General features: G+C 42.4%; 25 protein-coding genes, 2 pseudogenes and 1 other annotated feature. Of the genes and pseudogenes, 4 read left to right on the top strand and 23 right to left on the bottom strand.

Annotated elements, in window-relative coordinates:
* Positions 1-41 precede the first annotated feature (41 nt).
* From rplL to AC075L_RS13285, 4 genes are all read right to left on the bottom strand, one after another.
* Positions 42-413 carry a 50S ribosomal protein L7/L12 gene (gene rplL / locus AC075L_RS13270; protein WP_008705176.1) on the bottom strand — a complete coding sequence of 124 codons (372 nt, stop codon included), beginning with the start codon at positions 411-413 and terminating at the stop codon, positions 42-44.
* Positions 414-523: 110 nt separating this feature from the next.
* Positions 524-1,027 carry a 50S ribosomal protein L10 gene (rplJ, locus tag AC075L_RS13275; protein WP_055201013.1) on the bottom strand — a complete coding sequence of 168 codons (504 nt, stop codon included), beginning with the start codon at positions 1,025-1,027 and terminating at the stop codon, positions 524-526.
* Positions 1,028-1,068: 41 nt separating this feature from the next.
* Positions 1,069-1,211: a sequence feature (ribosomal protein L10 leader region), on the bottom strand.
* Positions 1,212-1,584: 373 nt separating this feature from the next.
* On the bottom strand, positions 1,585-2,214 hold the full coding sequence (gene upp / locus AC075L_RS13280) for a uracil phosphoribosyltransferase (RefSeq protein WP_055053923.1): 630 nt from the start codon (positions 2,212-2,214) through the stop codon (positions 1,585-1,587).
* Positions 2,215-2,261: 47 nt separating this feature from the next.
* Positions 2,262-2,444: a DUF6472 family protein gene (locus AC075L_RS13285; RefSeq protein WP_008705180.1), complete on the bottom strand. Its 183-nt coding sequence runs from the start codon at positions 2,442-2,444 to the stop codon at positions 2,262-2,264.
* Between the two features lie 190 nt (positions 2,445-2,634).
* Between AC075L_RS13285 and AC075L_RS13290 the strand changes: the two genes are divergently transcribed.
* Positions 2,635-3,735 (top strand): FAD:protein FMN transferase, encoded by a 1,101-nt coding sequence (locus AC075L_RS13290; RefSeq protein WP_195278122.1) that lies wholly within the window; start codon positions 2,635-2,637, stop codon positions 3,733-3,735.
* A 449-nt stretch (positions 3,736-4,184) separates the two neighbouring features.
* Here AC075L_RS13290 and AC075L_RS13295 read toward each other — a convergent pair whose 3' ends face one another.
* The 5 genes from AC075L_RS13295 to cysD all read right to left on the bottom strand — a co-directional run bounded on the left by AC075L_RS13295 (position 4,185) and on the right by cysD (position 10,263).
* Entirely contained in the window at positions 4,185-5,702 is a 1,518-nt protein-coding gene (locus AC075L_RS13295) for a 4Fe-4S dicluster domain-containing protein (RefSeq protein WP_055053925.1), read from the bottom strand.
* 333 nt (positions 5,703-6,035) lie between these two features.
* The gene (locus tag AC075L_RS13300; protein ID WP_476387795.1) at positions 6,036-6,779 is read right to left on the bottom strand and encodes a hypothetical protein; all 744 of its coding nucleotides are present in this window, start codon (positions 6,777-6,779) and stop codon (positions 6,036-6,038) included.
* A gap of 18 nt (positions 6,780-6,797) precedes the next feature.
* Entirely contained in the window at positions 6,798-7,052 is a 255-nt protein-coding gene (locus tag AC075L_RS13305) for a hypothetical protein (RefSeq protein ID WP_008705184.1), read from the bottom strand.
* Between the two features lie 669 nt (positions 7,053-7,721).
* Positions 7,722-9,362: a sulfate adenylyltransferase subunit 1 gene (locus AC075L_RS13310; RefSeq protein ID WP_118408603.1), complete on the bottom strand. Its 1,641-nt coding sequence runs from the start codon at positions 9,360-9,362 to the stop codon at positions 7,722-7,724.
* Between the two features lies 1 nt (position 9,363).
* Positions 9,364-10,263 carry a sulfate adenylyltransferase subunit CysD gene (gene cysD, locus AC075L_RS13315; RefSeq protein ID WP_026649863.1) on the bottom strand — a complete coding sequence of 300 codons (900 nt, stop codon included), beginning with the start codon at positions 10,261-10,263 and terminating at the stop codon, positions 9,364-9,366.
* Positions 10,264-10,308: 45 nt separating this feature from the next.
* Between cysD and AC075L_RS13320 the strand changes: the two are divergent.
* Positions 10,309-10,401, top strand: a pseudogene (locus AC075L_RS13320) (DUF6783 domain-containing protein); the annotation flags it as partial.
* Here the strand turns inward: AC075L_RS13320 and AC075L_RS13325 are convergent.
* The 10 genes and pseudogenes from AC075L_RS13325 to AC075L_RS13370 all read right to left on the bottom strand — a co-directional run.
* Positions 10,369-10,455: pseudogene (locus AC075L_RS13325) on the bottom strand (DUF6783 domain-containing protein); the annotation flags it as partial. The pseudogenes AC075L_RS13320 and AC075L_RS13325 overlap by 33 nt on opposite strands.
* Positions 10,456-10,512: 57 nt before the next feature.
* The gene (locus AC075L_RS13330) at positions 10,513-10,827 is read right to left on the bottom strand and encodes a 4Fe-4S dicluster domain-containing protein (protein WP_008705189.1); all 315 of its coding nucleotides are present in this window, start codon (positions 10,825-10,827) and stop codon (positions 10,513-10,515) included.
* The gene (locus tag AC075L_RS13335; protein ID WP_476387796.1) at positions 10,824-12,569 is read right to left on the bottom strand and encodes an adenylyl-sulfate reductase subunit alpha; all 1,746 of its coding nucleotides are present in this window, start codon (positions 12,567-12,569) and stop codon (positions 10,824-10,826) included. The genes AC075L_RS13330 and AC075L_RS13335 overlap by 4 nt, the downstream gene beginning before the upstream one ends.
* Positions 12,570-12,679: 110 nt before the next feature.
* Positions 12,680-13,738: a sulfate/molybdate ABC transporter ATP-binding protein gene (locus tag AC075L_RS13340; protein ID WP_412187226.1), complete on the bottom strand. Its 1,059-nt coding sequence runs from the start codon at positions 13,736-13,738 to the stop codon at positions 12,680-12,682.
* Position 13,739: 1 nt separating this feature from the next.
* Positions 13,740-14,564, bottom strand: a complete 825-nt coding sequence (cysW, locus tag AC075L_RS13345) for a sulfate ABC transporter permease subunit CysW (protein WP_476387797.1) — start codon at positions 14,562-14,564, stop codon at positions 13,740-13,742.
* A complete protein-coding gene (gene cysT, locus AC075L_RS13350; protein ID WP_055053941.1) occupies positions 14,564-15,400 on the bottom strand; it encodes a sulfate ABC transporter permease subunit CysT in 837 nt (278 codons plus the stop codon). Before cysT ends, cysW begins: the two co-directional genes overlap by 1 nt.
* Before the next feature lie 70 nt (positions 15,401-15,470).
* Positions 15,471-16,469: a sulfate ABC transporter substrate-binding protein gene (locus AC075L_RS13355; RefSeq protein WP_055053931.1), complete on the bottom strand. Its 999-nt coding sequence runs from the start codon at positions 16,467-16,469 to the stop codon at positions 15,471-15,473.
* Positions 16,470-16,671: 202 nt separating this feature from the next.
* A complete protein-coding gene (locus tag AC075L_RS13360; RefSeq protein ID WP_008705200.1) occupies positions 16,672-17,160 on the bottom strand; it encodes a DUF2798 domain-containing protein in 489 nt (162 codons plus the stop codon).
* Between the two features lie 349 nt (positions 17,161-17,509).
* Positions 17,510-18,226, bottom strand: a complete 717-nt coding sequence (gene pduB / locus AC075L_RS13365) for a microcompartment protein PduB (protein WP_008705201.1) — start codon at positions 18,224-18,226, stop codon at positions 17,510-17,512.
* 856 nt (positions 18,227-19,082) lie between these two features.
* Positions 19,083-20,321 carry a galactokinase gene (locus AC075L_RS13370; protein WP_025581048.1) on the bottom strand — a complete coding sequence of 413 codons (1,239 nt, stop codon included), beginning with the start codon at positions 20,319-20,321 and terminating at the stop codon, positions 19,083-19,085.
* Between the two features lie 403 nt (positions 20,322-20,724).
* On the opposite strand from AC075L_RS13370, the gene AC075L_RS13375 reads away from it, so the two are divergent.
* The gene (locus tag AC075L_RS13375) at positions 20,725-21,624 is read left to right on the top strand and encodes an AraC family transcriptional regulator (protein WP_373218518.1); all 900 of its coding nucleotides are present in this window, start codon (positions 20,725-20,727) and stop codon (positions 21,622-21,624) included.
* A gap of 18 nt (positions 21,625-21,642) precedes the next feature.
* Here AC075L_RS13375 and AC075L_RS13380 read toward each other — a convergent pair whose 3' ends face one another.
* The 3 genes from AC075L_RS13380 to AC075L_RS13390 form a co-directional block, all read right to left on the bottom strand.
* Complete coding sequence (locus tag AC075L_RS13380; protein WP_055058637.1) at positions 21,643-22,578, bottom strand: LysR family transcriptional regulator; 936 nt, start codon at positions 22,576-22,578, stop codon at positions 21,643-21,645.
* Positions 22,579-22,767: 189 nt separating this feature from the next.
* A complete protein-coding gene (locus tag AC075L_RS13385) occupies positions 22,768-23,889 on the bottom strand; it encodes a glycerate kinase family protein (protein WP_370865646.1) in 1,122 nt (373 codons plus the stop codon).
* 28 nt (positions 23,890-23,917) lie between these two features.
* Entirely contained in the window at positions 23,918-24,301 is a 384-nt protein-coding gene (locus AC075L_RS13390; protein ID WP_370865647.1) for a DUF3783 domain-containing protein, read from the bottom strand.
* 517 nt (positions 24,302-24,818) lie between these two features.
* On the opposite strand from AC075L_RS13390, the gene AC075L_RS13395 reads away from it, so the two are divergent.
* Complete coding sequence (locus tag AC075L_RS13395; protein ID WP_120062233.1) at positions 24,819-26,042, top strand: dicarboxylate/amino acid:cation symporter; 1,224 nt, start codon at positions 24,819-24,821, stop codon at positions 26,040-26,042.
* A 69-nt stretch (positions 26,043-26,111) separates the two neighbouring features.
* On the opposite strand, the gene AC075L_RS13400 is transcribed toward AC075L_RS13395, so the two are convergent.
* Entirely contained in the window at positions 26,112-26,945 is an 834-nt protein-coding gene (locus AC075L_RS13400) for a carbohydrate ABC transporter permease (RefSeq protein ID WP_173705488.1), read from the bottom strand.
* Between the last annotated feature and the right edge of the window lie 39 nt (positions 26,946-26,984).

Consider the following 26,984-nt stretch of genomic DNA (forward strand, 5'->3'; position numbering starts at 1 on the left):
CATTCCTGCTTGCAAATCTTCTATATATAATAGGAAGATAATTATTTAAGGTTAACCTTAGCGCCTTCAGCTTCAAGTTTTGTTTTGATATCTTCAGCTTCTGCTTTGGATGCGCCTTCTTTAACAACCTTAGGAGCTCCGTCAACCATTTCTTTAGCTTCTTTAAGACCTAAGCCAGTTACTTCACGAACAACTTTGATAACTTTAACTTTGTTTGGTCCAACTTCTGCAAGTTCTACATCGAACTCATCTTTCTCTTCTGCTGCTTCTGCTGCTCCAGCTGCTGCTACTACAACACCTGCTGCTGCGGATACACCAAACTCTTCTTCACAAGCTTTTACTAAGTCGTTTAATTCTAATACAGATAATTCTTTGATTGCTGCAATAAATTCTTCTGTTGTTAATTTTGCCATTTTAAATTCCCTCCATATAATATTATTTAATTCGGTAACTCTTCAGCATCCTCGTGGATGGTGATTTTCGAATAGTTACTAGATTCGTTTTATGCCTCTGGCATCAAAAATTATTCAGCTGCTGCTTCAGAGCCGTTTTTCTCAGCGATCTGATTAAGCACACGAGCGAAGTTTGTAATCGGAGACTGGATGCTTCCAAGCAGTTTGCCGAGAAGTTCTTCTCTGGACGGGATTCCAGCCAGTGCCTGAATACCTGCCTGATCGTTGTAGTTTCCTTCAACGATACCTGCAATTAATTCTAAAGCCGGTGCTTTCTTTGCGAATTTATCAAGGATTCTTGCAGGAGCAGTTGCGTCTGTAGCAGAGATTGCTATAGCGTTTGTTCCATGTAAGTGCTGGATAAGTTCTTCGCACTGAGTACCTTCGAATGCACGATGCATCATTGTGTTTTTGTATACTTTGTATACAACACCAGCTTCTCTTAATTCCTTACGTAAAGCAGTATCCTGTTCAACTGTAAGACCGCTGTAGTTAACAAGTACTACAGATTCTGCATCTTTCACGTTGTTGATAATTTCGTCTACGATTGGTTGTTTAAGTTCTACTTTTGCCATGAAATGGTACACCTCCTTATAGATTTTGTATACCGCTGCAAATGAGTAAATAAAAAGCCTTACTGTCTGGCAGTAGGGCTTGCGTAATCTTACATAAAAATATAAAGAATACTTAGTCCTCGGTAGGCGTTTACAACTTATGCCTTGCGGCACCTACTGTCTTCGGCAGCGTTCTGGTATAAGATAGCATATGAGATTTGGGTTGTCAAGAGGTTTTTTCGGTTTTTTGTTGATTTTTTCATTAAGGGACGCGTAAGCAGGATTCTCTTTTGGGGTTCAGTTTCGGGAGCAGGAACTCTAAGGCCTGCAAAATCTGCTAAGTGCATGAAAAAAGAAGGCAAAACTCGCCTGCGGCTCAGACAGTTGCCTTCTTTTTTCATAACGCAGATTCCGCAGGCCTAAGAGTTACTACACTCCCTGCAAGATTCACCCCAAAAGAGAATCCTGCTTACGCTGGTAGTTGGAAAATTGTCAGTATATCATAAACTATAGCAAGCCACTTAAATTAATGCATACAAAACAGTCCGTAAGGTTGTGTATTATTTTCCTGCCCACTCTTACATTGTTCCGAAGATACGGTCTCCGGCATCTCCAAGGCCTGGGCAGATGTAGGCGTGGTCATTTAACTCACGATCAAGGTGTCCACAGTAAATCTGAACATCCGGATGTGCTTCGTGGAGACGTTTGAGTCCTTCAGGGGCTGCGATGATGCACATGAATTTAATGTTTTTTCCGCCCTGTTTTTTGACAAAGTCAACGGCTGCTTCTGCGGAGCCACCGGTTGCGAGCATTGGATCTACGATCACTGAAATTCGCTCATCAATTGCTTCCGGGAGTTTGCAGTAGTATTCGTGTGGTTCATGGGTTACAGGATCACGATAGAGTCCTACATGGCCTACTTTTGCAGATGGCACAAGTGTGAGAATACTGTTTACCATTCCAAGGCCTGCGCGGAGCACAGGGATAACCGCCAGCTTCTTTCCTGAGATCATTGGTGTCATGCAGGTTTCAATAGGGGTTTCTACTTCTACATTTTCTACAGGAAGATCCCGGAGAGCTTCGTATCCCATGAGGATTCCAATCTCTTCTACTAATTTACGAAATTCATTTGTTCCTGTGTTTTTGTTTCTCAGCATGGATATTTTATGCTGGATCAGCGGATGATTCATAATATAAACGTTTTCCATTATCTTAATTCCTCGCTTAGTTGAATATTTGTTACTTTTTATAAATTCTACATCTGCTTACGTACAATGCGGTATTCGTCACCCATCTTGAAGTATGGACACTGATTGAAGTTTCCGGTGATGAACTTCACCATTTCATCTTCGTCAAGATTTATTTCACAGGTGTAGCATTCATAGTCATCATCATAACTGTAGTTTACACAATATTCGCAGTTTACTGCATCGGACATTATTTACTCCTCTCTTTGTTTCCGGCATATTTCATTTCTATCCGGTATCTCCTTTTGGATTTTTTCTGTTGCCTTTGTACCTGTGCAAAGTTTGCTGTTTCTGATATACTATGGTGTTGGGATCAAAAGATATTTCTTCCCTGAACTATTGCTTATAGCAATTCCATAAAATAACTATGAGGTTACATTTATGATATTATATCATATATCTGCAAAAAAATTAATAACACGCTGTACTTTTTCAATGCTCGCAGCATCTCTTATATTATGTCCGGCTGTTTTTTCCGGATGTTCGGCAAAAACGGAAAATGTCAAAAATACGGATGCCGGTTCCCAGGATCCCATCTCTGCCACTGCGATCAAACTGAATACTGCAGTTACGGTCACTATCTATGATTCTCAGGACAGAGAGCTGCTTACAGAATGCATGAATCTTTGTGACAAGTATGAGAAAATATTCAGCCGCACCGCAGATGACAGTGAATTATATCAGTTAAACCATCGGGAACTTACACCTGTGAAGGGAACAGAGGATACTTATCAGGTGTCGGCTTCTCTGGCGGAGCTGGTTTCTAAGGGACTTGATTATTCTGTATTATCTGAGGGTGCATTTGATATTGCTATTGAACCGCTGACTTCTCTGTGGAATTTTACTGCTGAAAATCCAAAAGTGCCCAAGGACAGTCTGATCCAGGCAGCACTGCCCAAATGCAATTATCACAATATCTCTGTTGATACAGATAAAAATGAGATTACATTAAAGACAGACGATACTGCAATCGAACTAGGTGCCATTGCCAAGGGTTATATCGCAGACCGCCTGAAGGATTATCTGGTTTCTCAGAATGTAAAAAGTGCGATCATCAATCTTGGCGGAAATGTTCTCTGTATTGGCGAAAAAACAGACAATTCTGCTTTTAAGATCGGGATCCAGAAACCATTTGCAGACCGAAGCGAAACTATTGCTGTTATGGACATCAGGGATAAGTCAGTGGTTTCCTCAGGAATTTATGAGAGATGCTTTGAACAGGATGGCACTTTGTATCATCACCTGCTCAATCCTAAAACCGGCTATCCTTATGATAACGGGCTGATTGCAGTTACCATTATTTCCGATCAGTCTGTGGACGGGGATGCGCTGAGCACGACCTGCTTTGCTCTTGGTCTGGAGGATGGCATGAAACTGGCCGAGTCTCTGGACGATGTACAGGCATTTTTCGTAACTTCTGATTATGCGATTCACTATACCAGAGATTTCCAGAAAAAAATCAAAGTTACGGAAACAGAATAAATCTGTCTCTGATGACTTAAATTGAAAAAACAGAAATATAAATCAACAATTATTAACTGGTGTTTTGACTTAATCAATAGATTTTGATTTTCAAGTCATACAATCCACACTAATTTCTTGACCTAATTTGCAATTTGTAAATTTCCAGTCAAATATTTTTGCTTGTTCGCTTGACTTAATTTGTTATTCTATAAAATCTCAGTCAACATACTGCTAATTATTTCATGACTTGTATGAAACTTTTTTTGATTTAAGTCAGTATTGCACAGATGACAAAAATCCCCTGCTTATTGCTTTTCGCAACCTCCGCAGGGGACTTATCCGATTCAATTAAACTTATCACTCAGCCTGACAGTTCTTCTGACGATTATTCATTTTTAGTCTGCTATATACTGATTGCATTCAAACACTTGCAATCCATATAAGATTTCACTGATTCAGTCAGAATCTCACTCCACATCAAATTTCTCCAGACTTTCCAGTCTTGCTCTGTATTTGGAGTCATAGGCATCTGTAAACGAAGCCTCTTTCTTCATTTTTTCGAGAGCCGCTGCTGCTTTTTTAACTGTCTGGATAGTACCGGCACCTGCTACACAGCCGCCCGGACATGCCATTCCTTCCAGCAGATATCCATTATATTTACCAATCTTGGCCATCTGGAGCATCTTCTTACAGTTCTGCAGACCTTCTGCATTCATTACCTTTACTTCCCGATCAGGATCAATACGCTTCACCGCATGGACAACCGCTTCTGCCACACCACCGCTGACTGCGAAACCTCTTCCGTCAGCACTGGCACGAAACAGTGGTTCTCCTTCCGGAATATCTTTCCAGTCCACGCCTTTGGCATCAAACATTCCTGCCACTTCCTCAAAGGTCAGCACAAAATCCACATAGCTGCGGATACTCTTACGGCTGGCTTCCAGCTTCTTGGCTGCACAGGGACCTACGAAAACTATCTTACAATTCGGTTCCTTCTGCTTGATCAGTCTGGCAGTAAGAACCATAGGTGTCAGTGCCATGGAGATACATTTCGCCTGTTCCGGGAATAATTTCTTAGCCATCATAGACCAGGACGGACAACAGGATGTAGCCATAAACGGAAGTTTCTCAGGAACTTCCTCCAAAAAGTCCTTTGCCTCCTCCACTGTGCACAGATCTGCACCGACGGCAACCTCTCTTACATCTGTAAAGCCAAGTGCCTGAAATGCACCCCGTATCTTATTATTCTCCATACCTGGGAACTGACCTGCAATGGCAGGCGCCACGATTGCATACACCGGTGTTTCACTTTTTAATGCCATAACAGTCTGGAAAATCTGTCCTTTGTCTACAATAGCGCTGAACGGACAACTCACCAGACACTGGCCGCAGGATACACATTTGTCCTGGTCAATCTCTGCTCTTCCGTATTCGTCAGAACCAATGGCATTCATGCCGCAGGCCTTTGAACAGGGACGTTCCTGTTTGATGATTGCATTATACGGACAGGCTTCCAGACACTTTCCGCATTTGATGCAGGCATCTTCATCAATATGTGATCTGCCGCCTTCCATATGTACTGCTTTCTTTGGACAGACCTCCACACAGGGATGCTCCAGACAGCCCTGACAGCCCTCTGTAATCATTACCCTTTTCTCAGGGCAGGAATTACAGGCAAACTTGATCACATTGATAAGCGGCGGTTCATAATACTTTTCCTCAATAACGCTGGCCTCCACACCTTTGGAGATTGGCGCATGCTCTGTAACCTTTCTCAGTGACATCCCCATTGCAACGCGAAGTCTCTCACCAACTACCGCTCTTTCCAGAAAAATACTGTCACGATAAGTCGCAATTTCACCGGGTACAATCTTGTAGGGAAGCTCTTCCAGCATCTCCGGAGACTGGCCTTCATATGCCATCCTCGCAATTTCCGTAAAAATTTTGTGTCTGATTTCTGTTTTGGATGAATACAGTCCTCTCATTCTTTCCTCCTGATTTTGGATTTTGATAACTGTCCAGTCATTGGGCAATTATCATTTACATTTTTGGCTCTGCTGCAAAACAGCCACCCATTATTTCCTCCTGCCAGGTTTTCAGCTTTTATATAAAAAAACGAATTTCCGCTCTATTCCGTTTCTTCCTCTGCAATCATATCACCAAACTCCATCGAACTCAATACAGCATCACAATTTCATAAACTGAAAAATCATCCCCAGATTCCACTCCTCTGTTCCTCCAGATAATCCAGGATATAATTATAAATATCTACAGACACACTGTCCGGATAGTGGGTTCCGTCTACGGTGGAAAATCCCTCAGATACCAGATGGGAATATACATCTATGTAGGTAACCCACGCTCGGATTTGCCTGCATTGCCGCATTGAAGCTTTCAATCTCCGCATTACTGCAATAGGGATCATTCTGCACCGGACCTACAGACACAAAATAAGTCTGCGCTCCCCTGTTTCCCCATTCGGCAGCTTTGGAATTAATATAGCTGATATAGTCATTAACATGATACAGGTCATTAACACCCATCAGAATAATAACCGCTGTATTGTCCTCAATCTGATCTTCTACCTGCGGCACTCCTGTAGATACCATCCAGTCATATCCCATAGAAGAAAGACAGGACCAAATGCTGTCATCATTTACCGCATCCCTCAATCCCTCTGTTCTGGAATCTCCGATAAATACCAGTTTATCTGCGGAGATAGTATCCGGATGATCTGGCTTGCTTAAAGTTCCCTGATCTGCCGGATTCTGTTTATCTGTCTCAGCTTCCTGCTCTGGTGTTGGAGTAGATGTAGGTATTGGTGTTGCTTCAGGTTTTTGTGTTAGTGCCGATTTGGATTTCGGTGTTGATTTGGACTTTGATGTTGACGCAGACTTTGACTTTGCTGTTGATTTCAGTTTTTCTGTCGGTGTAACTGTCAGAGTTTTCGGTGCCGGCGGACCTGCCGCTTCTGTCCCATAGACATTTGAAAACATACAGACAGCTACAATACATGCAGTTAATACAATTTGTCCGGTTCTATATTTTTTCGTAAATATCATTCCCTTCTGCAGTAATACTTACATCCCAGGCAGCATATCCGGCCATGAGAGGATTTCTCCGGAAATAATTTCCTCGTAATCTCCCTCAATATCCTGGCTTCTGCCTGCTTCGAACACGTTTGTCTCCGCTCCCCAGACACGATCTTCATATTCCCATATATGGAATCTCAGACCGCGAAACATAAAGTCGATGCTTCCGCATCCGTTTTCCTCTGTATATTCATAATGAATTTTCTTTGTTTTTAACGCTTCCTGTACTTTTTCCAAACGCATAAAATACCTCCTGATTATCTGTACAGTACCCTCTGTAATATAATACAGATAACTTTCACTGTAAAAAAATGTTCTCGTGTACACCCATCAAAAGTCAAACAGATATTCGCAATCCGCTTCACTACACAGCTCTACATATGCTCTTAATCCTGACGCCATTATACAAAATGAATTATATCATACTCTGCTGCATAATATGTAATCTGAATGCCACTTCACAATTGCCGTTACTGTTCACTCCGTTTACAGTAACTTAGCCAAAATTCATTCCAGATTGCCTGTGGCAATAGAATTTTGGCTTGTATGTCTCGGGATTTTTGCATATTCATGCCAAAACACCTCGCGGGATAATGGTGTGTGAACAGTAACCAATTGCCCATTCTACATTCTGATCGATATTCACTCATCTTTATTTCTGTCTTTTCTTCGTTGGTATCGCCAGGATGATGATCGTAGCAATTACAAACAAAGTTCCAAGCATCATCTCTTTTTTTGGTTTTGTTTACTTTCATTGTTCGTTTGCATATTTCTGTTATCTTTCCTGTCTGTATTATTATGGATTCTGAATATTTGAGAATAAGTATAATCCGCTGTAACGACACTTGTCAAGAAAACAAAATACCGCAGAGACTTTCTTTGTCTCTGCGGCGATTTATAGCCCTGTTATAATCAGATATAATTTCCATCTTGCACACTCTGCACTGTAAATGCAGATTTCTTTTTCACGAAATCAATCGCATCTTTCACAGTAATTCCGTCAATCTGCCAGTTCGCATAGAAACCATCCAGAGTCTTTAATGTCTCGTCTTTTGCTGTATTTTCATCAAGAACAAGAAGTACGATCAGACCTGCTGCCTTAAGATGGCGGACAGTTTCTGCATAGTTTTCACTCGCTGCCGGATGATACAGATAGGTATGTTTTCCAAGTACAGTCAGTCCCTTTTCTACCTGCTCTGCAAAATCAAGAGTGATTCCTTCTTTACCGATCGGGAATTCCACTACTACCGGTGTCTGACCTTTCAGTCCTGCACGAACCTGCTCGTCCACTTTTCCGATCTGGGATCTATCCTGAGAAACAAAGGTTTTTCTCACAACACCGCAGGCAGAAGTCATATTTGTGACACGATCTATCAGAATCAGCTCACCCAGTGTTCTGTGCCTGTCAAATTCGTCTACAACGATCTTCTCTGAGAATTCCAGAGTACAGGAAGCAATCTCATTTTTCTTTAAGGTATATGCGCTTTTCTTTTCACCTGTATTAACATCCACAGAATAATTGATCTTTGTAACCAGGCCGGGGATCATCTTTGTACCGATTTTTACAAAGAAGTTCTTGCCATCCGTAAGAGCATTGTCATCCATCCAGAGGATATCTGCTTCCACAGAGTCTGTAAGAACTGCGCCGGAATCAATGGCAAGTACACATCCGCGGGAAACATCTACTTCTCTGTCAAGCTGGATGGTAACAGGCTGTCCCTGTACAGCTTCCTGAACTTCTTTATTGCCAACAAGAATACTCTTTACATGAGCTTCTTCTTTACTGGGAAGAGTAGTCACAAGGTCGCCTGCCCTGATGGCACCATTCTCAATCTGTCCCTGGAATCCGCGAAACTCATGGTTTGGTCTGCAGACTCTCTGTACAGGCATATAGAAGCCCTTCTCTGTATCTTCCTTAATGTCTACGGTTTCCAGATGGGAAAGAAGCGCCTCACCTTTATACCATGGCATGTTGTCAGATTTGGTTGTAACGTTGTCACCTTCTGTGGCAGATACCGGAATAATAGTTACATTGGCAAGTTTCAGTTCTTCTATCAGTGCTGCGATCTGATTCTCAATGTCGCGGAAACGCTTTTCATCATATTCAATAAGATCCATTTTGTTTACTGCAAATACAAAGTAACGGATTCCCATCAATGCGCAGATTCTTGCATGACGTCTTGTCTGTACCAGTACTCCCTGTGAAGCATCCACCAGGATAACTGCCAGATCTGCAAAGGACGCACCCACTGCCATGTTTCTTGTATATTCTTCATGTCCGGGTGTATCTGCAACAATGAAGCTTCTGTTATCTGTTGTAAAATAACGGTATGCAACATCAATGGTGATTCCCTGCTCACGCTCTGCCATAAGACCGTCCAGAAGAAGCGAATAATCAATGGCACCGCCTCTGCTTCCTACTTTGGAATCCAGCTCCAGGGCTTTCTCCTGATCTGCATAGAGAAGCTTTGCATCATAAAGAATATGTCCGATCAGAGTGGATTTTCCATCATCCACACTTCCGCATGTAATAAATTTCAATAATCCTTTCATTCTAGAAATACCCCTCTCTCTTTCTTCTCTCCATGCTGCCTGCTGCCTCGTGGTCGATCACCCTGCTGGTACGTTCAGAAGAAACAGCACTTAACGTCTCATCAATAATCTCATCCAGAGTATCTGCTTCAGATTCAATACCTCCAGTAAGCGGATAGCACCCAAGAGTACGGAATCTGACTTTTTTGTTTTCAATCTTTTCACCCGGACGGAGTTTTAATCTGTCATCATCCACCATAATGATATTTCCGTCTCTGTAGATGACCGGTCTTTCTTTCGCAAAATATAACGGTACAATTTCGATATTTTCACGCTGAATGTACTGCCAGATATCCTTTTCTGTCCAGTTGGAAATTGGAAATACTCGCATACTCTCGCCCTTCTGGATCTTAGTGTTATAAAGCTTCCACATCTCCGGTCTCTGGTTTTTCGGATCCCATGCCTGAGCTGAATTACGGAAAGAGAAGATTCTTTCTTTTGCTCTGGATTTCTCCTCATCACGACGGCCGCCTCCAAATGCCGCTGTAAATCCATATTTGGTCAGAGCCTGTTTTAACGCCTGTGTTTTCATGATATCTGTATATGCAGAACCATTGTCAAATGGATTGATTCCTGCCTTTACACCCTCTTCATTGGTGTAAACCAGCATATCAATTCCGTTTTCCTTTGCGATTCTGTCGCGGAATTCGATCATCTCATGGAATTTCCATGTAGTATCAATGTGAAGGAACGGGAATGGAGGTTTCTCCGGGTAAAATGCCTTCATCGCCAGATGGAGCATAACGGAGCTGTCCTTTCCTATAGAATAGAGCATAACCGGCTTTTCACACTCGGCTGCTACTTCTCGCATAATATAAATCGCCTCTGCCTCAAGCGCATCAAGATGAGATAAGTTACTCATTGCATTATCCTCCTCTGTTTGTTTATACTCGGAATCTTTTCGTACTTGAGCAAATACACTAGAGCGTGTCTGAAAAATCATTCCCGCAATCTGCACGCCCCACTTTGCGGTATATTTTGTCCGAATTCGGTTGTCGTAGCCCGCTACGACGCCCTCATCCGAACAAAATCTCCCACAAATTGTGACGCACATCTTGCGTAAAGCATTTTTCAAACACACTCTAAAGATTCTGAGAGTACATACTTGTGTTTAATATTTATTAGCGTCTTTCTTATTAACCTGAATAGTGATCTTAGTGCCATCCGGCTTCTCCACTGTCCATGTGGAAATATCCGGTTTCTCTGATACAACCATACTTGCACCTCTGCCTCCCACATCAGCTCCAAGGAAAAAGCGGATGGCATCATGCCTGCATTCCTTAATACAGGAAGTACATCCCCAGCAGTCTCTTACCTGACGGATAAAGGCTTTGTTCTCTTTATCCTTTTTGATCAGATTTCCGGGACAGGCTTCAATACATCTGCCACATCCTGCACATTTACTTTTTTGAATCCGAATGCTCATCTCTCACCTGCTCCTTTCTCTGCTGTATTCAAACCTGTATTTTCCTTTGTGATCAGGTCACGATATAAGATCTTAATCTCGCCGTTTTCCATACGGGAGTTTACATATTTCATCCACTCTTCGCTCTGCTGCGGGTAGTCTGTATTCTCTCCGAAACTATGCCATCTGGTTTCCTTTCTGGCTGCCAGATGTGCGATCACTGCCTGACACACGATCAGTCGTTCGCGAAGTTCATAAATCTGCATCAGTTCATAAGTATCTGTTGCTGCCAGAGTGTCAACTACTGGCAACAATGCTGCAATCTTTTCATCTGCCTTTGCAAGACTCATCCCGCTGTATCTGTAGTCTGTACCGATTCCTCCTGCATACTGATCCATGATCTTCTGCATGGCTTCCTCAAGCTGCTCTGCATTCATCAAAGAACGGGAAGCATTCAAATGTGATTCGTATTCTGCCTTCTTAGCTATTGTAGTTTGAGACAGCTCCTGTTCTCCGCCACTCTCTAAAGCCCCTTCCTTATTTTCCGCTGCGATCCGGTTATCATCTTTGCCATTCAGATATTCCAAAATCGCCTCTGCTGCGATCTCACCTTCTGCCAGTGCGCCGGTTACATATTTCTGCGGACATCCTCCTGCTACGTCTCCGGCTGCATATAAACCTTCAATAGTTGTAGCTCTGTTATTATCTACCCAGTAACCGCTGGCTGTATGTCCGCCTACAATATATGGCTCTGTGCCCTCAATCTCTACATTCTCTTCGGATGGTCCTTTTCCGGCTTCCATCCATTTCAGAGTCTGGGACGGTGCCATATTCAGGTAAGCTTTGTAAAGGTCCTGCTCCTGTTCTTTGGAAATACCTTCCGTTCTGAGATAACATGGACCGTTTCCTTCTCTGTTCTCCATGACTGTACCGTAAACTCGCTGGGAAGTTGTCAGACCATATTTTGTTTCATAAATATCACCATGTGCATTGACCTGTCTGGCCCCAACACCCTGAGCAATAGTTCCTGTAGGAGCAATCGTGTCCTTACATCTCAATGCAATAAAACGCATCTCAAAGGTTGTCATCTCTGCACCGGAAAGAAGTCCCATTGCATATCCTGCACCTGTGTTAAACGGAGGATACCACATCTTATGTCTGGAAAATCCCGGATTATTCGGTCTGTAAAGTCCCGCTGCACCACCTGTGGCACAAAGAACTGCTTTCGCATCAATGTCATAGAAAATATCCTCATTAACGCTAAATCCAACTGCGCCTGTGACTTTTTTGTTTTCTGTTTTATAATCTGTAATATTTACATGATTGAGAACCGTAACATTCTCCTGTTCAGCTGCCGCCTTTGCAAGGATTGGCTTCATATTTTCGCCATTGATCTTGATGTTTCGGTTTCCTCTGGCAACATATTTTCCGTTTTCGTCCTTCAGGATGACCAGCCCCAGATCTTCCATCACCTTTGTCACATGATTCAGTCTCTCTGACATGGTAAGAAGAAGGTCTTCTCTTACGATTCCATGGGCATCCTTTTTGGCATAATCCACATAATCCTGCGGCACTCTGCCTTCTGTAATATATGCGTTCAATGCATTCACGCCCGCCGCCAGACATCCGCTTCGCTTAATATTCGCTTTCTCTGCGATCAGAACTTTTCTGCCGCTTTTTTTGCCGATCACATAGGCTGCAAAGCATCCTGCCGTACCGCCGCCGATGATCAGCACATCTGTCCTGATTCTCTCTGTTCTCATTCTCTCTTACCCTTTCCTCCATACCAATGTGCCAACAAGTTGATTTTCCGATCAGTCTTGCCTCTGAATTTCTTATTTTTTCATTGTGTCAGTCGCCGCAGCCACCGTTGTCAGATAATTACAAAGTCATCCCTTACAGCCTCATTTTCGATCAGCTGTACACTGTCATCTCTCAGTGCAAAAATCCTGTAAAGGAATACATTCACAGTCTCACCTTCCCGGATATCTGCTTTCTCCAGACTTCTTCTGGCAGTTACTACGGAATTGTTGACTCTCACCTGAAGTTCCAGATTATCTCCCCTGAAAGAAACCTGTTCAACCACTCCCCGGGATACGGAAGTTTTGAACTTCTCCACTTCATCCAGTTTGGAGATTTTTACAAATTCCGGGCGGACAATGATCTTGTCTGCTCCTTTTGCCTGAGCAAAGGTATGGAAATCATCCGCATTTTTCAACACAGATGGCTGTCCGAAGAAGGACGCTGTAAAAGCTGTCTCAGGATTTCTGTAAACCCCTATGGGAGTTCCTTTCTGTTCGATCCGTCCTGCATTAGTGATAATAATCTCATCTGCCACTTCAATGGCCTCATCCTGATCATGAGTAACGAAAATACTGGTAATTCCCAGCTTCCCGATCATCTCTTTTAACCAGCTTCGCAGTTCCTGACGGATTTTTGCATCAATGGCTGCAAAGGGCTCATCCAGAAGCAGCACCTGGGGATTTGGAGCAAGGGCTCTGGCAAATGCCACCCTTTGCCTCTGACCGCCGGATAACTGGCTTGGATATCTTTTTTCCAGTCCTTCCAGCCCTACCAGTTTGATCAGCTCTCTGACTCTGGCATCAATTTTCTTCTTATCAGCCTTCTGAACCTTCAAACCAAATGCAACGTTGTCATAAACTGTCATATAGCGAAACAACGCATAATTCTGAAATACAAATCCAATCCCACGCTGACTGGCCGGAACATCATTTACCACTTTTCCATCAATAATGACCTCTCCGCTGTCCGGGGTTTCCAGACCTGCGATCATTCGAAGAATAGTTGTTTTTCCGCTTCCGCTTGGTCCCAGCAGACCAATCAGTTTACCTTTCTCAATTCCGAAATTCACATTCCTTGATGCCTGGTAAGAACCATATGTCTTATTGATATTTTTTAACTCTACATACATATCAGGCTTCCTTCTTTCCTTTATATTCAATCAGGCTTCTGACTACCAGAATGATAACTGCCATGATCACAAGCAGCGAAGATACGGCAAACGCCGGAACATACTGAAACTCATTAAACAAAATCTCTACATGAAGAGGAAGTGTATTGGTCTTTCCTCTTAAATGTCCGGAAAGTACAGATACCGCTCCAAACTCTCCCATTGCTCTTGCCGTACAGAGCACAACTCCATACAGTAATGCCCATTTGATATGAGGGAATGTGATCTTCCAGAAAATGCTCCATCCACCTGCTCCCATCAGGGCTGCCGCTTCCTCCTCATCGCTTCCTTCTGCTTCCAGAACCGGAATCAGTTCTCTGGAAATAAAAGGAAAGGTTACAAATACAGTTGCAATAATGATTCCCGGTACAGAGAATACAACTTTCATCCCTAACTTCATGAGAAAAAAGTAAACAGGACTCTGTCGTCCGAAAATCAGAAGAAAGATCAAACCTGCAATAACAGGGGAAATAGTAACCGGAAGATCGATCAGGGTAGTGAGAAGCTTTTTACCCCTGAACTGAAACTTCGTCAGTGCCCAGGCTGCAAAAACACCAAAAACAGTGTTAAAAACAACTGCAAAGAGTGTTGCCTTCACTGTAAGAAGAAGTGCTTTGATGGTGTACTCATCTGTCACTGCAGCTGCATAGACCTTCCATCCGCTCCGCAATGCTTCTGTGATCACAGTGATCAGAGGAAGAAGGAGCATGACTGCCAGAAACAGAACACTGATCACGACAAGCAGCCATTTTGTAATTTTCTCCGAAGTCTTTTCATTGTTGTCCATCAGGCATTTCCTCCTCTTAAAATTCTTGCATTTCTCTGCTGTATCATACTGTTAAGGAACAGAATAAAAAATGAAACTGCCAACATCACAAGTGCGATTGCCGTTGCACTTGAATAATCAAATTCCTGAAGCTTTGACATAATAACCAGCGGTGTGATTTCTGTATAATAGGGTTTATTTCCTGCGATAAATACAACACTTCCATATTCACCCAGACATCTTCCGAACGCAAGTCCGGTCCCTGCAAAGATCGCAGGCTTCAGTTCCGGAAAAATGACCTTCCAGAAGATAGTTGTTTTCTTTGCTCCCAGCACTCCTGCTGCCTCGCTGTAAGAATTATCCATCTTTTCCAGAACCGGCTGTACACTTCGCACAACGAACGGTATTCCTACAAATATCATAGCCACTGTAATACCTATTCTTGTGTATGCGATCTTGATACCGAATCCTGCAAAAAAGCTGCCGACAATTCCCGAATCTGAGGTCAGGGATGTCAGTGCAATACCTGCTACCGCTGTGGGAAGAGCAAAGGGAAGTTCGATCACCCCATCCATAAGTCTCTTGCCCGGAAAATCATATTTCACAAGCACCCACGCAAGAATAGTTCCCATAATTCCATTTATTACTGCTGCTGCAAAAGCACATACAAAACTGGTATAAAAGGATGCCAGCACTCTGGCCCTTGTGATGGTTTCGATAAAATCTTTAAAACTCAGCTTCGCTGTGTAGACCACCAGGCTTGCCAGGGGGATCAGAACTACCAGACTCAATATGGAAATGGTAATTCCCATGGAGAGCCCAAACCCTGGAATCACCGGTTTATTTCTTTTTTTCATAATCAATTACCACCTCTCCTGTCTCATATATTCTGTCTGTGCTTATGCTCTTGCTTCATCTTGTCTTCCTTTATCTCTCATAAATCTGATCGAAAATTCCGCCATCTGTGAAATGTTTCTCCTGCACTTTATCCCATCCGCCATAATCACTGATATTTGCCAGATTTATATTCAGATCAAACGTATCACTGTGCTTCTTCAGGATTTTCTCATTGGTGGGGCGGAAATAATTCTCTGCTGCGATCTCCTGTGCTTCGTCGGAATACAGATAATTCAAATACTCTGTTGCCACATCTCTTGTATCTCTGTAATCCACCACTTCATCTACCACCGCCACAGAAGGCTGTGCCAGAATACTTACGCTTGGAGTAACAATCTCATACTCATCCGGATAATCCCGCATGGATAGATAAGCTTCATTTTCCCACGCAACCAGCACATCTCCTTGTCCGTTCTCCACGAAAGAGGTCGTTGCACCTCTTGCGCCTGAGTCAAGAACCACCACATTCCGGTAAAGTTTCTTAATAAATTCCTTCATCTGCGCTTCATCGCCACCATACTTTTTATCTGCGTAAGCCCACGCTGCCATGTAGTTCCATCTGGCACCGCCGGAGGTTTTCGGATTTGGTGTTACTACTCCCACTCCTTTTTTCGTCAGATCGTCCCAGTCTTTGATATCCCTGGGATTTCCTTTCTTCACCAGAAATACGATAGTGGATGTATAAGGAGAACTGTCATTGTCAAATTTATCTTTCCATCCTGCCTTGATCAGCCCTGCATTTTCAATAGACTCAATATCATATTCCAGTGCCAGGGTTACCACATCTGCATCCAGACCATTGGCTACCTCAAGTGCCTGTTTCCCTGAACCACCATGGGACTGTATCACTTCCACATCATCCCCGGTCTTCTCCTTCCAGTGGTCTTCAAATATTTTATTATACTGTTCAAACATCTCTCTGGTAGGATCATAGGAAACATTAGTGATAGACACCGTTTTTCCAAAAGCCTGTACCGGCATCAGTGCCAGTACAACTGCAAGACCAAAGGCAAATAATTTTCTGATCATGTTTCATCTCCTTTAAGGTACCAGTAGTTTTTTGCATTCTCTACTTTTCATAGTTATTCGATATGTTTTATATGATATTACAAGAAATGACAGAATTTGTCAATAGTGTATTAAAATAAGTACAATTTATGTTGTGTAGATAAGAACACAAAAAAAGCAGCATCCTGAAATACAGAATGCTGCAGTCAAAATTACATATTTTTTATTCGGCAGAAGCTGCTGCCTTTTCTTTCTCCGGGAAAAGCTTTCCGAAAATAAATCTTACGAATGGTCCGGCATAAAAGATCTGCCAGAAGAATGCCATCGGAAAGTTCATTGCTGTTGTCTGGAGCCATGTGGGAATGATCTGACTTGCCGGTGCATGTTTGATCAGCACAGTTGCCGCAAAGCTCATACATGGACACATAAATGCAACGGATACTGCTGAGATTGCAAGTACAAGGTGGAACGGATTATCTCTTCTCATATCCACAATACCAAATGCAATCTTCTTTGCAAGACCACCGATGATAAAGAAATCAAGAATAAATGCAATCGGTCCCATGAATGTTAATTCATGAAAAGCTAACAGAAATGTCTCATTTGTCATTGTCCCTGTATTCAGTACAATGTTGTAGCAGATCATGGCATAGACCATTACAAACACCATGATAATCGTAAAAATAACTTCCTGAAACTTGTTTTTAGGCATAAAAATCCTCCTTAGATAGTATGAATAACATCAATTAGAGATTTGTGTTGTTCATAACCATCCAGGAGGATGTACCGTTTCCAATAATACCAAATATCTGTTTCTTAAATTTACCGTTGGTTATTATACGGACTGTTTTAAAAAAAGTCAAGGATTTTTTCAGTACCTGCAGTGTGAATCAGGGAACAAAGGTTACTGTTCACACACCACTGTCCCGCGAGGTGTTTTGGCATGAATATGCCAAAATCCCGAGACATACAAGCCAAAATTCCATTGCCGCAGGCAATCTGGAATGAATTTTGGCTACGTTACTGTGAACGGAGTGAACAGTAACGAACAAAGTTTATCTCTACAAATACGGGATCCCCGGTATCTCCGGATAACTGCCCATTCCGATCAGAAGCTCCAGACCTGTCTGTCTGGCATTTAATACCGCTGTCTTAGCAGCACTGGCATCTCCGGAAACTGCCAGGATCACTTCATTGGAATGGCTGGTTCCCTTATTCGGCGTCATATATTTCGCAATGGAAAGAGGCGCTGATTTCATCGCGGTATCTGCCATCACAAGCCCTATTGCAGCCGGAGAACCCGCCATAAACCCAAAGGCTTCTCCAACCGGTACTCCGAATGCTTTATTCAGAGCCTGTCCTGCACTGGCTGAATAGGCAAATTCCAGATGTCCACTCTCGCTGATATAGAGTTCACCTGCATATTTATTCGTAAGTTCCAAAGCCATAGATATGGCATGGCGAACATCCGAGACATCAGTTCCCCCAAGAACAATATAGTTTCCATGACCACCCCATCCCTTGGTATCCCTCGGCAATTCTATGGAAAGAACCTCTGTGTTGGTTGCTTTCACCGCATCATCGATAGCAGTGATCTGCCCTGCAGCACCTGTACGGGAGCTGAACAATCCCAGACAGCGATACTTCATTCCTACGTTCATAGTCTCCAGCAAAGTATCATCAATCCCTGAAATCACAAGCCCGATCGTATCCAGAACTGCGGTTCCTACAAATTCATTTCTTGTACAGTTTGTACTTATCTTGTGTACATCTATCATTTGAAATCCTCTCCCGTTCTTTTTCCTGTATTTACTCTGTTAATGGGTATCTTCCGTATACCGCTCTCTGAGTCAGGCAACAACTTTCTGCGCGTTTTTTCTTATAGCAATTCCATGAAATAATGATAACATGAAACCATTTTACCGTAAAGTTAGATCATGCACATTCCTTGGATTTCTGCGACTTTTCCTCCCCTGCGGAGATTGTGAATATCTGCCTGACTTATAGCAAAAGAGTCCTTCTGTTTCCCACTTTTTACTTTCCCTTCATTTTCTAAATATCACCGGTAACATTGCCCTATTCCCATTCACATATATAAATCCCTCCCCATTAATTCATTCTGTAAAGTCTCCTGTTTCTTCTTTAATGATCTGCAAAATGCTTCGATGTCATCTATAAACAAAAAGCATATTTATATTCACTATTTTCAACAAAAATCAGTTTTTATCATTATAACCTACAATTTGTCAAATATCAATTTTTTAGCTTGATTACGCTCAAGTCCTACACATATTTATCCTAGATTATTCACGGCACAGTCGTGAATAATCTAGGATTAATTATACCACCGGAGGTTTTTTTCTGAAAGCTGAAGCAATGCTGACTCACCTGCATAGCAGGTGGTTTATTTGTTTTCCAAAGCTCCATTTTTCGGATCAGCGAAAAACTCCACAATGGCAAACAGGGCTTTGCCCTAACAAAAAAACAGCAGTAAAGTGTATGTCAATCCAATCCACCTTACTGCTGCCTGTTTTTCCTGATAACATCTAACTCAATATTTGTCAAACAGATATTCACAATCCGCTTCGCTGGCTGCTCATAATTTTATGTTCAGTAACACCCTTTGCGGCATATTTACTTTTCAATATGTACTGCACCTACTGCGCGGATATTCATTGGATATACGTTCTCTTTTCCGGCAAATTCAGAAATATAGGAAACATAGTTCTCTGTTTCTTCTTCCGGCACTACGCACATGATAACACCGGCAAATCCGCCTCCATGGATACGGCAGATACCTTTGCCCAGTTTCTCAAGGAAGAGATCTGTAAGAGCAAGCGCAACAGAAATCTTCTGCTCTGTATATGCTTTGATCGGATAGCAGTTCTGAAGTAATTCCCAGGAAGATTTTCCGGATTCACTGAGTAGCTTCAGTACAGTCTCACCGTCTTTCTCTTCAACTGCTTTTGCAGCTCTCTCTACACGTTCGTTCTCTTTGAAGAAATGAATCGCTCTTAAGATTGCTCTGTCATTATCGATCTTATCCATATTTGCAAGCACTTTGTCAAGAGTTGTCTCACAGAGAAGCTCTGCTCCTGCTGCCTTGGCTGCTTCTTTCATTTCCATAGGGATCTCAGAGTATTCTTCACTTAAATCAGCATGACCTTTTCCTGTATTAACGATTACAAGATGATGATCATAATCATGGAAAGAGAAGTTTACTTTCTCATATTTTGGATTCTCTCTGTCTGAGAAGTCCAGAAGGATCGGTCCGCCAACTGCACATGCAAGCTGATCCATTAATCCGGAAGCCTTCAGCCAGTAAACATTCTCAGCATACTGTCCTGCTTTTGCATAGTTGATGTATGTCATTGCACCATCATTAAAGAAATAATTAATGATGGAACATACCAGCATTTCAAAAGATGCAGAAGAGCTTACACCTGCTGCGCGGATTACATTTGTGGTCACATAAGCATCAAAACCGGCTACTTTAAAACCGAATTTCTGAATAGCTTCCACCATACCTGCTACCAGAGATACGGTTCCCTGAGCCTTCGGTACGCTGGCAAGATCATTGATGTCTACGACAACTTCCTTGTCATATCCTTCACTGGTGATACGGATAACACTGCTGTTGTTCGGGTAAGCTGCACCGATGGTATCCATATCAATACTGCCTGCAATCACACGGCCGCCATTATGATCTGTATGGTTTCCGATGATCTCTGTTCTTCCCGGTGCTGTAAAAAATTCTGCTATATCATGATGGTAAATTTCTGCGAAATGATCAGCTACAGCCTGAAAACGTGCTGCTGATTTCTCTGCTTCGCCGTAAATACGTGTCAATTCATTTTTATTTGGAATATTCATTGTAAAAATCCTCCGTTCATTTTTCCGGTCTGACCGCTGATACATAGTTTTATGAGTACTATGTACTGACAATTTTCACGGTTTACAGTGGCAGTGCAGGTGTGAAAACCAGCGGCAGACGGGAATATGTGTATGAAAGTTTGGGAGCAGCCTTATCAGCTACACTCTTGAATTAAAGTATACCCTGCTGTGTCATAAAATTCCTTAATAATCTCAGGGGAAAATAGTAAAATCTTGCGTTTATATCTATATAAGTGTACAATATATTATATAAGTCATCAACAGCAATTTCGCATAACGGTCTTTCTCTGATGCAGCAGGTTGTCTGCAATATTTTCCGGAATTGCTATAAGATAGGATAATTAAAGATCATCATATATTCTCAATGGAGGACGCATATATAATGGCAGAGATCATAACCGACGGCTCACAGAAAGAACTGAAGAAACATGGCAGTGATGAATTTCCGCTACTGGTAAGCTACGAGAAACTTTCCGGCTACAAATCCGGCTCCTTTCTCTGGCACTGGCATCCTGAGATAGAAATCACCCTTGTCCTGGATGGACAGATTCTCTATAAAGTAAACCAGTGTACTTACCACATGAAAGCAGGAGATATCCTTCTGGGAAATGCCAATGTACTCCACGCAGGCTTCATGGAAGATATGAAAGACGGCAAATATGTTTCCATCACTTTTCTGCCAAAGATTATCTATGGTTCCTACGGAAGTATCCTGCGCAGGAAATATGTGGAGCCATTTTTACACAATTTCTCCCTTCCTGCAGTCTACATTGACTATTCGCAGCCCTGGCATGAAGTTTTTTCCGAATATGTAAGAGAAATCATAACTCTGTATGAAGAGAAAAGAGAATTTTACGAACTGGATATCACCGGAACGCTGCAGAAGCTGTGGCGCTGTATGCTACAGAATCTTCCGGAGAACCTCCCCTATACGGAACACAGCAAACTGGAACGCAACCGTATGCGTGAGATCATGGATTATCTGGAACACAATTACATGAACAAAATCCAGATGAAAGATATCGCAGAGGAAATCCACCTCTGCGAGAGCGAATGCAGCCGGTTATTCAAGAGATACATGAACGTATCCCTGTTTACATTTCTGCAGGAATACCGGGTGGAACGGAGCCTTGAATTTCTCCTCAGCTCCGATGACAGCATCATGGAAGTCGCCCAGAAATCCGGCTTCACAGACTCCAACTACTATGCCAAGGTATTCTCCAGAGTAAAGGGCTGCAGCCCGCAGAAATACAGGAAGCAGAATATACGGAAAGATATGTGAGATTATATACAGGTTATATTACTCCACAGAAACAGTATTCTGCTCCAGGTATTTCTTCAATGACGAGACATACAGATTCCCCACCTTGCTGAGGATTGAATTCTTTCTGGTAATATAGCCAATCTCCATGTCGCTGTTCTGGTTCTGCTCATCCCCTTCGAAGGGAATTGCCAGATAATCACTGCCATTAAGCTCCTCACAGATAATCCCGGAACACAGGGTATAGCCATTGAGTCCTACCATCAGGTTCAGCATAGTCGCCCGGTCCGAAGCCTTGACTGTTCTGGAATATTCATTGGTAGACAGAATCTCCTCTGACAGATAAAAACTGCTCTTATCTCCCTGTTCGAAGGACAAGCAGGGGTATTTAGCCAGCTGGCTGTAGCTGATAGATTTCTCATTTGCCAGTGGATGATTTTTCCACAAATATACATATGCCTGACAGTCAATCAAATGATGAAACTCCAGATTCGCAGAGTGGAGAAGCTTTAGCAGTGCCTTTCTGTTGAAATCACTGAGATAAAGTACTCCCACCTCGCTTTTCATGGCGCTGACGTCACTGATCACATCTGCAGTCTTTGTCTCCCTGATGGCAAATTCATATTCCGACACATCAAACTTCTGCACCATATCCACGAATGCTTTCACTGCAAAAGAATAATGCTGGGTGGAAACGCCGAATTTCTTCTTATAGGAACCACCCTCACTATATTTCTCAACCACACTCTCATACTGTCCATATATCTGACGGGCATACATCAGAAATTCTGTCCCGTCATTGGTCAGTGTCACACCACGGCCGCTGCGGTTGAATATAATGATTCCAAGCTCTTTCTCCAGTTCCTTCACTGCATTGGTCAGAGAAGGCTGGGAAATATACAACGCCTCCGCAGCTTTATTTAATGAACCAGTTTCGGAAATTGTGATGATATAATTCATCTGTGTTAGTGTCATGTTGTCTCTCCCTTACATATCCTTAGATCTTTTAATCAACTTTTTTCAAAGTATTTTCTCTGGCTGTAATAATTTTACTATATCATCTGAAGTTTCTCAACATTGCAATTTCTGCAAACAAAAAATCTCCTGTGCAGACATATCAAATCGATTTCCTATCTGCTTCAGAAGATTTTTTATGAAAAATAATTACAACAGTCTGAATACCTGCTCTGCAGCTGCAGCCATATTTGCTTTTGCAGTGTCCGGATCCATTGCTTCTTCCAGCGTGGAAATTCCGCGTACAATTGGAAAGAAAGCATCTATTCCTGCTTCATTGCAGGCAACTGCCTCCTTCGTAACACTTCCTGCAAATGCAATGGTTTTTGCGCCATATTTCCTGCCAAGCTTCGCAACGCCCACCGGGGCTTTTCCCATGGCAGTCTGATGATCCAGACGACCTTCCCCTGTCACAACCACATCTGCATCCTTCATCTCATCCTCTATATGGACAGCATCCAGAATAAGCTGTATTCCCGGTGTCAGCTCTCCATCCAGATAATTCAGAAATGCAAATCCAAGTCCGCCTGCCGCACCTGCACCTGCTGCATTCTGGTTATCTTTACCAATCACTTTGGCAGTAACCTCTGCATAGTTTTTCATGCCTGCATCCAGAACCGGAAGGATATCGGGGGTAACTCCCTTCTGCGGTCCATAAATATATGTAGCTCCCTGAGAACCGCAGAGAGGATTGGTCACATCACAGGCAATCCTGAAATTACACTGGGAAAGAAGTTCCTTCTTGTCTGAAATTTCTACAGATGCAATCCTTGCAAGTGCCTGTCCACCTTCCCCTACATCTTCTCCCTTTTCATCCAGAAATTTATATCCAAAGGCTCTCAGCATTCCCACTCCACCGTCATTAGTGGCGCTTCCGCCAATACCGATAATGAAGTCGCGGATACCTCTGCCGATTGCATGAAGGATCAGTTCTCCCACTCCATAGGTGGTAGCGGTCATAGGCTCCTTCTTATCTGAAAGTGTGATACCTGCTGCTGTTGCCATTTCCATGACTGCGGTATTACTTTCCCTGAGATATCCATAATATGCCTGAACCGGCTCATGATAAGGACCTGTAACTGTCACATCCACACGCTCTCCCTTCAGGCCTTCAATCAGCGCATCCGTAGTTCCCTCTCCACCGTCAGCCAGCGGCTTTACGACCACTTCTGCGTCCTTCTTTGCTGCAAGAATACCCTCTTTGACAGCCATTCCTGCTTCCATGGAAGTCATACTTCCCTTAAATGAATCAACTGCAACTACAACCTTCATAACTTAAGCCTCCAACTATCCATGTTATTTAAGACGGATGATACATATTATGTTCTTTCTCCAGTTCTTTATAAAGCTGCATACAGTTCCAGTTCTGATTATGCTCCGTCAGAACCGCCTTGTAATCCACAGGTGTGCCTGCTTTCCGCAGAGTGTAAAGCACCTGGTCAAACAGATTTCCAGTGATTCCTGCAAGAATCAGCATTTCCTTCTCCATCTGCTCCTGAGGGATCAGCGCTGATGGAATCTGCACCTGAGGAACCTCTTTCACTCCTGCCAGATATCCGATTGGCTGACTATAGTCCTGAGTTTCTACAGTTTTTAAACGTATCTTAAAAGGCAGTAATGCCATCTTTAACTTGCGAAGCTTCTGCTGATCCTGAAAATTTATTAATAAAATAGTTGGTTTCATATAAACACTCCTTCTGATACAAGTAAATCCCCACCCACTACTTATTGCTCTTTACAATTGAAGCAGGGACTTCCTTGATTTGGTTAAATAATTACAACTATTATACCCTCTTCACCCGCACCTGACAATCATAATAGCCTGCATAGGACTTTTTATGTCACAGGAATATTACAAAATAATTTCCGGCAACGCAGAAAAACAGGCTTCGATATCTGTATCATCGATGCCTGTTTTTCTGTGTTACAATTTGGAGCGGCATGGCTTTATCAATTACAAACTATTTCGCAGGATGTTCCTTGAGCACTTCGGAAGCACTCCCACTCAAATAAGAAAACAGCGGGAAATATTGTAATTCACACATTATTGTGGTAAAGTAGTGTCGTGCTATTTTTCCTGAACCCGGTATCTTATCACAGTTATAGGCCGCAGAAATTTTACCAGATTTGCGCATCACTCAATCCGTCTGCCAATATAGTCCTTCGGGTATCAGGAAATAAAAATAAAGAGGAGGGAACAAATGAAAAAATTCTATTCGTGGTATAAAAAACATATTACCGCAGCAATCTTTACCGGTCTGATCCTTGGTATCATTACCGGACTGTTTCTGGCAAACCGTTTCGAACCGGTACTTGCCATCACAAGCCTTATCGGAAGCATTTACATGAATGCCCTGAACATGATGATCTTTCCACTGGTCTTCTGTTCCATTATCATGGGTATCTCTAGCATCGGTAATGCCCGCACAACCGGCAAGATCACAGCCGGCGCCATGATCTTTTTCCTGTGCACCACAGCACTTGCCAGCCTGGCAGGACTGATCATCCCGCGGCTGATCCATCTCGGTGAGGGTGTTAAATTCGAGATGGCAACTTCCGACATCCAGGCAACTGAGATGACCAGCATTCTGGACACCATCAAAAACTTGATCCCATCCAATCCGGTTGCAGCTTTCACAAACGGAAATATGCTTCAGGTACTTGTATTCGCAGTCATCGTAGGCTTCACACTTATCGCTATCGGCGAAAAGGGTACTGCACTTCTGAAAGTCATCGATTCCTGTAACGAAGTCTGTCTGAAAGTCATCAGCACAGTTATGTACTTCACACCTATCGGTGTATTCTGTACTATCGTTCCTGTTGTAGAAGCCAACGGTACAGAAACCATCATTTCACTGGCAACTCAGCTGATCATCCTGTATGTGGCATTCTTCGGATTTGCCCTGGTCATTTACGGCGGCTCCGTGAAATTCATCGGCAAAGAAAGCCCTGTGAAATTCTTCAAAGCAATGCTTCCTGCCGCTCTGAACGCATTCGGAACCTGTTCCAGTTCAGCGACCATTCCGATCAGTAAACAGCGTATGGAAGACGAAATGGGCGTATCCAACAAGATCACAAGTATTGCCATTCCTCTTGGCGCTACTGTAAACATGGATGCCGTATCCATCCTGATGTCATTCATGATCATGTTCTTCGCCAATGCATGCGGAATTAACGTAAGCATTTCCATGATGATCATAATCCTTCTGGCAAACGTACTCCTGTCAGTCGGAACCCCGGGAATCCCGGGCGGTGCCATCGCATCCTTCGCAGCCCTCGCAACTATGGCAGGCCTGCCGGCAGGTGTTATGGGTGTTTATATCAGTATCAATACACTCTGCGATATGGGTGCTACCTGCGTTAACGTTATTGGCGATATGGCAGGCTGTGTAGTTCTGAAAGAGAAAATTAAGCTTGAGGATTAATACATAAGGAATACAAAAAAGTTGTTGTATCTTTTCATATTGGAAATGAAAAGTACAACAACTTTTTTATCACCCTTTAACAGCTCCGCTCATTAAACCATTCTCTATTTTTTCCTGGAAGAAAATATACGCAATAATTACCGGAATGGTTGTAAGACAAATTCCTGCCATGCTGGAACTATAATCTGTACTGTATTCTCCAAAAAATGCAAGAAGTCCCATAGAAATAGTACCTTTATCTTTATCAGAAATAAAAATAAGAGGAAACAACAGGTTATTCCATACCTGTATAAAATTAAAAATTGAAACACTTACAATTCCCGGAACTGACAGTGGCAAAATCATCTTAAAAAATACTTGATAAATATTTGCTCCATCAATTACCATCGCTTCTTCTAATTCTGTCGGAATTCCATTCATAAATCCAGTAAGAATCAAAATTGTCATTGGAAAACAAAACGCCGCATAAAGCAAAATCAATACCGGATAATTATTCATAATTCCAAGTTTTCCAAAAATATAAGACAACGGAATTAATACCGCCTGAATAGGAATCATCATTCCTGAAATAAACAGTAAATATATTTTTGATTTTCCGCGAAACTTAAATTTTGCCAGAACATACGATGCCATTGCTCCAAAAAGACATGATATCGCAAGAGTTCCAACTGCAAGAATAATTGTATTCAAAAAATATCTTCCTATATTTCCCACATTCCATGCAGTTAAATAATTTTCTATCCGTAATTTCTTAGGTAAAGCAGTAAATGATGAAAATATTTCCAAATTTCCTTTAAAAGAACAGAAGATTGAAAATACCATCGGATAAATATTGATCAAAGCAACTATAATAAATATCAAAAATCCTATATAATACCCTGCGGAATGTTTTTTTGTTTTCATGATCTATCCCCCCTAATATTCTATGGATTCTTTCTGATT

Source organism: Blautia sp. ZXY-1-B12 (genome assembly GCF_056339915.1).